The 12,540-nt window shown below is 45.7% G+C and carries 10 protein-coding genes and 1 riboswitch; all 10 genes read right to left on the reverse strand.

The genetic code is table 11. The features are described 5' to 3' along the window. Positions 1 to 4 precede the first annotated feature (4 nt). Positions 5 to 370, reverse strand: coding sequence for a glycosyltransferase family A protein (locus HP567_RS29630; protein ID WP_173612244.1), 366 nt, complete (start codon positions 368 to 370; stop codon positions 5 to 7). Positions 371 to 440: 70 nt separating this feature from the next. After that, on the reverse strand, positions 441 to 1,148 hold the full coding sequence (locus HP567_RS29635; RefSeq protein WP_015893575.1) for a response regulator: 708 nt from the start codon (positions 1,146 to 1,148) through the stop codon (positions 441 to 443). 33 nt (positions 1,149 to 1,181) lie between these two features. Continuing rightward, positions 1,182 to 2,324, reverse strand: coding sequence for a sensor histidine kinase (locus tag HP567_RS29640; RefSeq protein WP_047069765.1), 1,143 nt, complete (start codon positions 2,322 to 2,324; stop codon positions 1,182 to 1,184). After that, on the reverse strand, positions 2,321 to 3,337 hold the full coding sequence (locus HP567_RS29645; protein WP_173612176.1) for a polysaccharide deacetylase family protein: 1,017 nt from the start codon (positions 3,335 to 3,337) through the stop codon (positions 2,321 to 2,323). The genes HP567_RS29640 and HP567_RS29645 overlap by 4 nt, the downstream gene beginning before the upstream one ends. A 151-nt stretch (positions 3,338 to 3,488) precedes the next feature. Beyond that, positions 3,489 to 4,694, reverse strand: a complete 1,206-nt coding sequence (metK, locus tag HP567_RS29650; protein WP_015893578.1) for a methionine adenosyltransferase — start codon at positions 4,692 to 4,694, stop codon at positions 3,489 to 3,491. A gap of 133 nt (positions 4,695 to 4,827) precedes the next feature. Beyond that, positions 4,828 to 4,929: riboswitch (SAM riboswitch) on the reverse strand. Positions 4,930 to 4,990: 61 nt separating this feature from the next. Beyond that, entirely contained in the window at positions 4,991 to 7,567 is a 2,577-nt protein-coding gene (locus tag HP567_RS29655) for a S8 family peptidase (protein WP_173612175.1), read from the reverse strand. Positions 7,568 to 7,746: 179 nt separating this feature from the next. Further along, the gene (locus tag HP567_RS29660; protein WP_173612174.1) at positions 7,747 to 8,742 is read right to left on the reverse strand and encodes an SLAP domain-containing protein; all 996 of its coding nucleotides are present in this window, start codon (positions 8,740 to 8,742) and stop codon (positions 7,747 to 7,749) included. A gap of 41 nt (positions 8,743 to 8,783) precedes the next feature. Then, the gene (locus tag HP567_RS29665) at positions 8,784 to 9,731 is read right to left on the reverse strand and encodes an SLAP domain-containing protein (protein ID WP_173612173.1); all 948 of its coding nucleotides are present in this window, start codon (positions 9,729 to 9,731) and stop codon (positions 8,784 to 8,786) included. 90 nt (positions 9,732 to 9,821) lie between these two features. Beyond that, positions 9,822 to 10,769, reverse strand: a complete 948-nt coding sequence (locus tag HP567_RS29670; protein ID WP_173612172.1) for an accessory Sec system S-layer assembly protein — start codon at positions 10,767 to 10,769, stop codon at positions 9,822 to 9,824. Positions 10,770 to 11,312: 543 nt separating this feature from the next. Further along, complete coding sequence (locus tag HP567_RS29675) at positions 11,313 to 12,149, reverse strand: hypothetical protein (protein WP_173612171.1); 837 nt, start codon at positions 12,147 to 12,149, stop codon at positions 11,313 to 11,315. Positions 12,150 to 12,540 lie beyond the last annotated feature (391 nt).

Consider the following 12,540-nt stretch of genomic DNA (forward strand, 5'->3'; position numbering starts at 1 on the left):
ACTTTTATGCTCCCTCTTTATTCTCCCGCAGATCAATGACAATGGTTCCAGCCGCTATCTCTTCCTGTACGTCTCCTAAACAATAGCCGTACGGATAACGATTCAAGACGGCTGTCATCCGTTTCGTATCATCGTCAGATCCATCATCTATCAAGGTAATTCGGATCGGTCTGCCACTCCAATACGAGCGAAACAGCAGACTCCTCACTACACGTTCCAGCACCTGTTCCGAATTGCGCACCAGCAACCGATAATGCTCATGCGGGAGCTCGCTCACGCTATCTGTCCGATTGGTCCAGCGCTCTGCGATCATTACCAGCAAAGAGGAGCAGCCAAATGCTGCCAAAAGCCATACAATCAGCTCTTCCATCACGGTCATACCTCCTCCTATACCAAGGTATGCCGCACGGCTTGAACAGCGTGCAAATAGGAAGCGCTTCCTACAATTTCACCCAGCCGTTTTTAATGGAGATGACAACCGCTTGTGTCCGGTCTTGAACATTAAGCTTTTGCAGAATGCTGCTGACGTGATTTTTAACTGTCTTTTCACTAATAAACAGGAATTCCCCAATGGCACGATTACTTTTCCCTTCAGCCATCAGCTGCAATACTTCCCGCTCGCGACGGGTAAGCGACTCGATCACTTTTGGATCGATAGCTTGTGACTCATCTACGGAGAAGCTACGCTCGGCGGTCCCTTCCTGCTCGCTCAGACGACGGAATTCTTCAATCAGCTTGCCCGTCACCTTCGGATGTATGTAAGCACCACCACTCGCCACTACACGCACAGCGTCAACGAGGTCTGACGTTCCCATTTCCTTCAGCAGGTAGCCAGACGCTCCAGCGCGAAGTGTACGATACACATAACCCTCATCATCATGAATCGAGAGCATAATCACACGAGTAGAAGGGCTAACAGAAATCACATTTTCTGCAGCAGAAACGCCATTTATGTTCGGCATGTTAATATCCATCAACAAGACATCCGGCTTGTGCTCTTCCGCCAATACTGTGGCTTCTCCTCCGTCCGCACCTTCCCCGACGACCTTGAAATCTTCTTCCATTTCCAATATTCGCTTTACGCCTTCGCGAAATAATTGATGGTCATCCACAATTACGATGCGGAGTTCTTGCTGTCTCTTATCCATGGTTCATCCCCCAGTACTTATTTACGTATCACGTCACAATTTTATCGGTATTTGGAATATAACCTTGGTTCCCTCTCCCGGAGCAGATTGCAGCTCGACACTGCCCTCTAAGAGCTGTACACGCTCACGCATTCCCAAGAGTCCAAAAGAGTTGCCATTCGCCATGCGTTTTTCCAGATCGAATCCGACCCCATCGTCTTTTACGACAAGGCTTAACGAATCTTGTACAAATTCCAGCTTCACTTGTACGGTCGTAGCGCCTGCGTGCTTCTCCACATTGTTCAGGCATTCCTGAACCAAACGGAAGATCGCAGCCTTTACCGAACTGCGCAAAGGAGGCTCCACACCAAATACTACCAGATCGATGGAAGACTGAATACGCTCTTCGCACGTTTGAATATATTTTTGCAAGGTAGGTACTAGCCCTAAGTCATCTAATGCCATTGGCCGCAAATCAAAAATAATACGTCGAACATCTGCCAAGCTCAAGCGTACCATTTCTTTCAGCTCGTGAAGTTCCATTTGCGCTTCCAAAATGCGCTCGTTTTTCAACATGCGCTCTACAATTTCCGAACGTAGCACGACATTCGCCATCGATTGAGCTGGACCGTCGTGAATCTCGCGCGCGACACGCTTACGCTCTTCTTCTTGAGCCTGGATGACCTTTAGGCCCATCAACTGATGCTGCTTAGCCGATTCCAGCGCCTCACCTATCTTGCTTAAGTCACCCGTCAAGTAACCAAGCACGACGCCCATTTGAGAAACCAGCTTTTCCGCACGGACGATGGTTTCTTCCAAGGTACGCAGCTGACGCTCCAAATCATTTCTTCTTCGCTTCAAATTGTTTTCCCGCTCGCGGTAAATGGACAGTTCTACCTGAATACGGCTCGCCTCTTCATATGCAACCCGGATATCCTCCTCCGTGTACATATGAAAATTACGACTGACCAGCACGAGCTTGTTGCGCGATTTGCGATACGCCAGTTCAAGCGCATCGACTTTTTGAATTACTTTGGAAATCTCTTGTCGAAGTTCATGTAAATCAAACTTCAATGAGTTGCCATGCTGTCTGGCGTTTTCAGCTATATCAAATATTTGGGTTTTACTCGTTTCTACGGTTTCAATCGTTCGCTTGATCACCCCGTCCAGCACGCTGATGTCTATCGCTTTGTTCATGATTGCTCTCCTTCAAACTCTTTTTTAGCCTTCGTGAACAACTGTTGGAGGTGCTCTTCTTCTACATCTCGCAGTCCCATGTCATTGCGCGGAATGGCAAACGGATCTGTTCCTTGTTTAACGAATCCACGATTGGATGTAAATACATAGCGATAGCCAGCTTGACGAGCTGTCTCCAGTACGATTGGACTTGTGAAGCCAAACGGCAAGGAGATAACTTCGATCTCTTGCTTCATCCATTCGCTTAAACTGACGCGAGATATACTAAAATCCACATAGAGGCGGTCTCTGTACTCTTTCTCGTCCTCTAAACGATGCAAGTCCTTCAGATAGACCGGAGCTGTTTCTGGGCCAAGATCGCCCCACTCATTTCGTTCTTCCTCTTCATGCAGACTGTACGTATGGGACCCGATCGTAACCAGTCCCGAATGAATCATTTCGTTAACTTGTTGACGCGTAAGTGGTGGCGTCATATTCTCCCGTTTTCGGTCAGCTACATCTCTTAAGCGCCCCGCAATCGCGAAGTTCACTGAAGGGTAGCCGTATGTACGTAAGATCGGAAATGCTTCTTTGTAGTAACTCTCATACCCATCGTCAAACGTAATCAAAACAGCATTCTCAGTCGGTAAGGTACCCGTCTCCATAAATCGCAGGAACTCCTCCAACGAAATCGGATTCAGGTCGTTATCATGCAAAAATTTCATGTGTCGGGCAAATTGATCAGGAGCTATGACATACCGCTGATTCGATTGATCCGTGACATGATGGTACGTCAAAACCACAACCTGATTGTTATACCACTTTTTCGTTTGAACCGCTGCTTCTTCAATTGGTGTGACGTTTGGCTCAGCATTTTTTGTCTCACTTATGCTTATAGACGTATCCACTTGGGGAAAAGGTTGCACTTCTTGTTTATTCTTTTTTTCCAGAAAAGATTCGCCTAACAACCCAATAGCCACTGCAAAAAACAAAAAAGTAAGAAACACGATCAGGAAGAGCCTTCTGTTCGGCAAAAAAACCCCTCCTCTACTTCCTCACTAGGAGATTCGACACAGTCCTACAAATTCCTGTGCAACAATTGACCCAATAATTGGATGACTTTGCACCTAACATGAAAAAGAGCCCAGTAGCAATACCAGGCTCTTTTTATGTCATTCAGCAATATTACAGTTGAGCAGCCTCTTGCTTCAGAACTTCTGCTTTGTCTGTTTGCTCCCAAGGAACATTCAGGTCATTGCGTCCGAAGTGGCCATATGCAGCTGTTTGTTTGTAGATAGGACGACGCAGGTCGAGTTGCTTGATGATACCAGCAGGACGCAGGTCGAAGTGTTTGCGAACCAATTTCACCAGAGCTTCTTCGGAAATAGTACCTGTACCGAAAGTATCTACTGCGATGGAAACTGGCTGTGCTACACCAATTGCGTAAGCAACTTGTACTTCGCATTTGTCTGCGAGGCCAGCAGCCACAATGTTTTTCGCTACATAACGAGCTGCGTAAGCACCGGAACGGTCAACTTTTGTTGGATCTTTACCGGAGAACGCACCGCCGCCATGACGAGCATAACCGCCGTAAGTATCTACGATGATTTTGCGGCCAGTCAAGCCAGCATCCCCTTGTGGTCCGCCAATTACGAAACGGCCAGTTGGGTTGATGAAGTATTTGGTTTCAGCGTCCAACAGTTCAGCTGGAACAACTGGTTTGATTACGTGTTCAACCAGATCTTGCTTGATTTGCTCCAAAGTTGTTTCAGGAGCATGTTGGGTAGAGATAACGATTGTATCGATGCGAACTGGTTTGTCGCCATCGTACTCAACGGTTACTTGTGTTTTTCCGTCAGGACGGAGGTAAGCAAGTGTTCCGTTTTTACGCACTTCAGTCAGACGACGAGCCAATTGGTGGGACATGCTGATAGGAAGTGGCATCAGCTCAGGTGTTTCATTGCAAGCAAAACCAAACATCAAACCTTGGTCACCAGCACCAATAGCTTCGATCTCAGCGTCAGTCATTTTGCCTTCGCGCGCTTCTAATGCTTGGTCTACACCAAGTGCAATGTCAGCAGACTGCTCGCCAATTGCGGTAATAACACCGCAAGTGTCAGCGTCAAAACCAAATTTCGCACGGTCATAGCCGATTTCACGAATGGTTTCACGAACGAGCTTTTGGATATCCACATAAGTGTTTGTAGTGATTTCACCTGCTACGAGAACCAAACCAGTAGTTACGGAAGTTTCGCAAGCTACGCGAGCGTTAGGATCTTTGGACAGGATCGCATCCAAGATGGAGTCGGAAATTTGGTCACAAATTTTATCCGGATGTCCTTCAGTTACAGATTCGGATGTAAACAGACGACGACCTTTTTGCAAAGCCATGAGAAAATACCTCCTTTGACCTCATACAAATAGTGTGGTAGCCGAGTCAGGATTTTATCTACGTAAACGCAAATAAAAAACCTTTTCCATTTTTTAGGAGGAAAAGGTTTGAGCGTTTTTTGCTTCCTTCATCCTCTTATCGGCCAGAACAGATGTCCGTTCTGCTGGTTAGCACCGCTCTAGATCGGTTGCCGGGCTTCATAGGGCCAGTCCCTCCGCCTGCTCTGGATAAGAGTATCCATTACGGATAATAGAATAATTGTTTTTTTCAGAGATGTCAATAGGAAAAATTTTACTTATAGTTGATAGGCCTTGGAAAGTACCACTACTACCTCGGCACGAGTTGCCCTTCCATTCGGTTTAAAGGAAGAACCGTACCCATTAACCCAATTTCTTGATGTCAAAGCCTCAATAGCAGGAGAAGCCCAGTGACTCGTTGGCACATCCTGATAATTGGAAGTACCACGGTTATACATCAACACATTACGTGCTCGCGCGATCATTACCGCCATCTCTGCACGCGATATCGGCTGATCCGGCTTCATTTCATTCTTCGGATACCCTTTCAAAATTCCCAATTGGTAGGCTACACCCAGGTTGTGATACGCCCAGTGCCGCTTTGGCATATCCCGGAAGGTCGTTTTTCCTGTATAGGTAGTCGCTACCTTGGAACCGGTCGCACGCATCGATTTAAGCAGCATGGTCGCAAACTCTGCACGGGTCACTGCCTGATTCGGCTTGAACGACGCATCATTAAATCCATTTACAATATCGCGTGAGCTGAGTCTGACGATCTCTGAGCGCGCCCAGTGGTCCGAAATATCGCGATAGCCGGCTATCAATTTTTGCTGCGTCACCGTGAGTCGGTACGATTCATATTTGAACGAAGTACCGCTATTAAGGCGCACATAATATTTTCCTGGCTGCAGACGCAAACCGATAATATCGTTTCCTCGGTTAGACAGCTCCGCTACCTCATTCGTCGAAGCAATCGCATAGTTCATGTTTCGATCGCTGTAGAGCGCGAAACGAAAGCCGCTATCGACAGGAATGTATGGCGCTCGGAACGTCACATACGATTCACTATTCACAGTAAATTGGAACCAGTCGGAATCAGTAGCTGTCGGTATCGTCCCTGACATCACTGTCCCCCCGCTTAGCGGAGACGCTTTTTGGTAGGTGTCATTCGGCTCATTAAAATCTTTTTTTACTGGCGTGTATCCCAGATCCAGCTGATATTCGCCATTCACCGCATTGCGATTGTACTCACTCACACGGATGTAATACTTGCCTGGTGACACTTCTTTTTGAACGCGCTCTGTCGGATTGTCCTTTGTTCCATTATCGTAGTTAGGGTCCCAGACAACCATCTTTTTTCCGACCTCTTGTTTACCGATACTCAGCAATAGATCGACACGCTTGTTATCAGGACTAACGGAGACATCCAAATGCCCGTATTCACGAACATAGTAGGAGAACCAATCCTGATCCCCTTCATCGTGAAAATTGCCTGTTACACTGATTTGGTTGCCTACGAGCGGCCTTGCCGTCTCTTGCGTATCGTTCGGTTCGTTACGGTCCGGATTGATGGTAAACTTACTCGTCAACACGTAAGTAAAAGCGTTGTTGACCCCTCCGTTACGCATTAACCGGATATTCATTTTTCCCGCTTTAACCGGGACCGTTATCGTATCCCCATTCCCGAAGTACTGCGTAATCGGCGGACGATTCTCTGGGTAAAAAGTAGCTGCCATCGCTGAAGAAATACCGGAAGTCACTGACGCTGTGAAGCTGACCTTCCCATCGTAAGGGATGTCCATCTTCAGCCAGTCTATCGTGTCTTTTGGTCCCAAATTTCCACGTATCTGAGATTCGATCGGGAACGCCTTAGCTGAGTACGTCTGATTATTCGGCTCTAAAAAGTCATAGGATAAAGGCGTTCGAACTGCCTTGTCGACGTTTAACAACCCGTAGCCCGTTTTCCGGTCCCATCCCTTTTCCCCTAAGTCGGTAGCCGTTTGATAAAGCAATTGTCTTACATCAAATGGACTTAGTTTGGGATGACGAGCTAGTATGAGCGCCGCTGCCCCCGCAACTTGTGGTGCCGCTGCTGAAGTCCCGCTAAAAGAACCGTATTTTCCTCCAAGCTTGGTCGTATAAACATTGAAACCAGGCGCTACCAGGTTAAGCTCAGGTCCCGTATTGCTTTGATACAGCACTTCATTGTTACTCCTCACAGCCCCTACCGCTATCACCGTTGGATAGGCTGCCGGAAAAGCCACTCGGCTACTCTCATTGCCACTAGCTGCAATCAGAACAGCTCCGCTTCTTTCCGCTCGTTGCACAGCATTCGCCAGCTCCTTGGAGTAGGACATACTGCTAAGAGACATCACAATGACTTTGGCGCCACGATCCAAGGCAGTATTGATACCCTTAGCAAGAGTCTGTACCGTAGTATCTCCATTTTTGGCCAAAACTTTAATCGGCAAAATCTTCGCATTCCACAAGACACCGGATACACCAATGCTGTTATTCCCACTGGCAGCCAGTACACCCGTTACTTCTGTTCCATGTCCGTTATCGTCCTGGGCCGATCTCCCGGGATTGACCAGATTCACACCCGGCAGAAGGTTGTCCTTCAAATCAGGATGCTTATAATCTGCACCAGAGTCGAGCACCGCGATGATAATCTGTTCATTACTATTTACGACTGACCAGGCTTGCTGAGCTCTAATCTGATTCAAGTGAAGCTGGTTACTCAAATAGTAGTCATTCGATGCTGGTGGTGCTGCAGCATAAATTGTTTGGTGGTTTGCCATCATTAGCGCGACACTTATCGCAGTCGCTACTGTCATGTTCACTGATTTTTTCATGTAAAACAGTCCTTCCTTCTCTCCCCTGCAAAATCAGCAGTCTAAAAGGAATTCAGGTATTTATCTTCTCGTCCTAGCATAGCGGATGAAAAGGGAGACACGCAACCCTGATTAGCCAATATTTGGAACGTTATAACAGTACAAAACCCTTTTCACCATGGGCAAAAAGGGTTTTCTCCTTACTGTAACAAACCTTTATTGTCTTCCACTTCAGGTGCTACCTGAGCTTTTTCTTTTTTTCTTTGCTGAGCTTTTGGAATAAAAGCAGTCAGTTCCGCCAGATTTACCTCTTCCTTTTTAATGGAGGAGAACGGAATATCAAATGCCCATACACGATGGCTATTTGCTTCTACCTTCATGTTTTCCAAGGTGAAGTGTACACGTGCAACGGTATCGCCATCCTTATCATGAACGATAATCGGCACTTCGGTAAACTCCAGACGTTTTGCCAGGCCGTTGCGGAAAGCAACGATGACTTTCAGGCCGTTATCTTCACCTGGCTTGATGTCGAGAACTTGCAAATCTACTTCGCCCTCTACAATCGGAGCCTTCTCTGCTGCCTGCTGCATGTATTGCTTGGACTCATCTGCACTCAGACCCAAATTAAAGTTTTGGTTCTCTTCTACTTCGTGCTTTTTCGGCTTGATATAGGTCAGCTTTAGAGGGACCTCTTTTTCAGGAATACGGTCGAACTCATCCCAGCGGAACATGAATTCCATCGGACGGCTGGACATTTCCATCACTGGACCAGATGTAATCAGATCAAAAGTCTTTCTCGCGACTTCCTCTCCATCCTCCGTCACCAAAGACAACGGAAGCTTTTGCAGCAAAATGCTGCGGTCAGTCGCATTGCGAACGTAGGTAAGAACCAAGTAACCATCATTGGTAACCTGTGTGAAGAAAGGAATGATACCTAATTCGTTACGAACAACCGGGGGCATTTCATCATGCGCGTATTGCAAGAGCTCATGCTCCGCTTCGTCCAATTGATCATCCCACGGACCGTTCAGCACCAAAAACAATTCCTTGGATTCCACACGGTTCGCAGATTGTTGCGGATTCTCCAATCCAGATACACCCAAGTAAAACTCTCTATGAAGATTCTCATGAATATCTTCGCGTACTTGTTCCAGGCTCTCCTTGGAACCAAACCAATTTTCCAATAACCAACTCATAAGTCAACCTCCTCTTTCCCACACCTCAAAAGTATTGCGCTCTATTCTACCTCAAGCGTCCATCTTTTCAGGTCGGCATCAGGCTTTTTCACTAAATTTGGCGGGAATACAATCATCCACGGACGGCTGTGGCCCGGCTTCACATTAATGCTGCTTGCGTCCAGTACACCTGTTGCTACCAGATCACCATTTGCATCAGCAATTGTCAGCTTGATTTCATCTGGACGGTATTCGTGAGCCATCCCATTGCGGAAGAGCATCGCTGCTACCAAATGTCCTTCCTTTGTCATACCGATGTCAAAACCAGTAACCTGTACCGTATTAATCGGAATCACTGGCAAAGACTGCGTCAACGCTTCCAGACGATCCTTTTGGCGATCGGTCATGCGCTTTTCCATTTCGGGATCGAGCTCCAGATTACGAGGCCATACATGCGAATTTCTCCCCGCCTTCATAACCACTTTCCAGCGTTTAAAGATGAAGTTTTCATGCAGATAGCTTTCTTCCGGGAACAATACTTCCCACGGACGGCTGGTATGAGGCGGAATTGCGCCCATATCAGACAAATCCACCTTGATCCTTGCAAACGCCTTATCATCAAGATAAATCGCTAACCCAACGTTTTTAATCCGCACTGGCTTATTCGTGGAGTTACGGAAGAACATCGCTACCGTCATGCCGTTTGGCTGGGGAATCATACTGAATCCCGTTACGCTAATCATGCCTTTACGCATCTCAGGCAATTCTTCTTGCAAAAAGCGAAGCGTATACTTTTTCTCGGAATCCAGCTCGCTCTCCCAAATCGGGCTCAGAGACAATTCCGTACGGATTTTTTCTACCCCACCTACAGACTCTTCCTGTTGCTCGTTGCTCTCCATTTCGACCTCGGTGTTTTTCAATTCAGCAACATCGATGGCAGACTCTTCTTGAATATCTTTTTTCAGATCCTGTTGATCCTTACCTAATAAATTCTTCATAAAGGAAAACATAGACTACCTCCTCACACGTCCGAACACGAACGAAGCTCTCTCATCATGATAAACTTTTTTGACTGACCCATGCAAATTTGCTCTCTTGCATTAGGCTCCTTGGGGAACGCTCACTTTCCAACGGGACAAGTCAAGCTCTTCCTTTTGAATGCTCTCAGGCGGGAAAATAAACAGCCATGGCTTGCTCGTATTGGCATTTACAGTCAGGCTTCCTAGTTCAAACAGACCCTCTGCCACTTTATCTCCGCTTGCATCATACAGCGCCAGCGGCAACGTTTCGAAGGACAGCGACTGTGTAGAGCCATTGCGAATCAAAAGCATCGCATTCAGAGCACCACTTTCGGTTCTACGAATCTGCACACTCTGTATATTTACTTCTCCCTCTTTTAGAGCGGGGAGGTTCTTCGCCAATTCAATTAAGGACGTTTTTTGTTCATCAGTCAGCGCCTTAATCCAGGATTCCTCCAACTCCAGCTGCTGTGGAAGGACCATCTTCTTCTGCGCCATTTCAAAGGCAATCTTCCAATTCACGAGAAGAACTTCAACTTGTAAAAAGTGCTCTCTGGCAAATACAAACGACCACGGTCTTGCGGAACGCGGCGGAATTTCTCCGAGCTCACTCAAATCAAAGGATTGGCGAGTAAACAACTCCTGATCCCCAAACAGTACCACCAGTGTCATCTCATTTAGGCTGATTGGACGGTCCGTGCTGTTCCGGACGAAGGCTACCACTTCAATCCCGTCATCATGCGGAACGAGTGAAGTCCCTGCCAAGGAGATATTTCCTGGCTGCAACGGTTCCAGTTCCTGAGCCATAAAGGAGAGCGAGTATTTCTCTTGCGCACTCAGCTGACTCTCCCAAGATTCATGCAGAGAGAGTGTTGTTGTGACGCCAGTTGATTCAACCTGTACCTGTTGTTCTTTCTGATGTGACTGTTCGGTATCAGCAGCGGAAAGGATTGATTCCTCCTGCACCTGCTCTCTTACCTCGTTGGTTGTTGGTTTATTCCCCATTAAATTTTTCAAGAAGGATAACATATCGTCGCTCCCAACTTTTCTCTACATCTATATATAGTTACATTCGTCATCCACTATAGCATAGTGACATCCTTTTGCAACATAGAAAACTTGGCATTCCAAGCAGAAAACAAACGGCTTTTGCAACCTTTTCATTGCCCTATTCGTACTGTTAGTTATGTTAGGATACCCGTACGCAGCAGGGGATGTCAAGGAATGGAAGGATGGGCGGTGGGACAAAAACGGAGAGCCTGGTTTGCTCGCAGCCTCAAGGACCGTTTCTTAGTCCGTCTATACCGTGCCAACACCTTTGAGCGCTCACCGTGTCTTCGTTGCATATCTAATGAAGAAAAAATTTTTATGCTATCGAGATGTCAGAGATTTTGTGTATAACATTTCCATAATGAGTTAAAGTTTACAACGTTGTTTATTATTGATAAAATGTAAGGGTCTAAACAAATAACTTGGGGAATTTCTTTTTGGCCAACTGTCTTGTGCAGTTGGTTCTTTTTTGCTTTCAAAAACAAGAGCCTATCACGAATGCGACGGGCTCTTTCTGATTTGCTAATTTCCTTGTGTTGTTGGATTCATAGTCACATCAATTCGTAATCCTGCAGTAGCATTATCAACGGTAAACCACACATGCACATGCTCTGTAACGGGGTATGCTGTTGTATTCATCTTCATTACTGTAACTCTTCCCGATTCATCTACTTGAAAATATTCCGAGGGTTTGTTCCCTCCGCCCGCCCCTTCTATTTGTTGTACCTTAATACCTACGATCGGATTCTTTTCGTTACCTTGTATCATGCGGATAATCTGATCAGTCACATCTTCTCCTATCTTAGTTGCATCCGTGATCGTTGCTGTTTTGTGGTACTTCTCACTTTCTGCTATGGCCATTTCCATATTTGTTTTTTCGTCTGCAACAGGTTGGGATGGAATAGATACGTCTATGCGCTTGGATGTACTTGATGTGCCTACTGTGAACATCAGGTGCACATGCTCATATACTGTCTGATTTGTATGATTGACTTGAACGAGTTTTATTCTTCCTGAATCTTTTATCTGCAAATACTCGGATGGTTTATTGCCGCCACCCATGCCTTCAATCTGATGTACCCTGACTTGGACAAATGGATTTTTTTCAGTCCCTTCTATTATACGGATGATTTGATCGGTTACGTCATCTCCGGCATTACTTGCAAACACGAGCATTGCCGTCTGGTGGTATTTTTCTGTTTCTACTATCGCGATTTCCATATCGCTTTTATTGCCTTTAGAAAAGGCTACCACCGGTTCGTTTAGCGAGAATGGAACGACCAGTGCAAGTGTAACAATAAAAATGAAAAATTTTGAAACTATTGAATTGAAACTAATGCTTCTGTCCTTTTCAATCATTTCGTTTACCTCCATGACTTTATAATTGATAACATCGTTGTTGATTATAGAAATTTTTTACATTTTTGTATATGTATTTTTCGTACCAACAAAAACAAAAAGCTTATCCTTGGTAGGATAAGCTTTTACTACTTAGTTTAGAGGGCCATTCGTTAATAGAATGGTTCTTTTTATTTTTACCAGTTTTATTTTGCTATTTTTTCAAAACATCAACTTCCAAAGGTAAAACTACACTTCCATATTGTAGGGATTTCCATTACTTAGCAATCAGCTACATCCATATTCCTTTTTTCTACAAATGATGGGTAACATGGACACTATGAAAATACTGGTAAGACGTGATTTGCTGGAATTGGTGAACAATTAGAAATTATTGTAAGGGTTAGTGCTA

The organism is Brevibacillus sp. M2.1A (genome assembly GCF_013284355.2).
In the GTDB taxonomy this organism is placed as follows: Bacteria; Bacillota; Bacilli; order Brevibacillales; family Brevibacillaceae; genus Brevibacillus.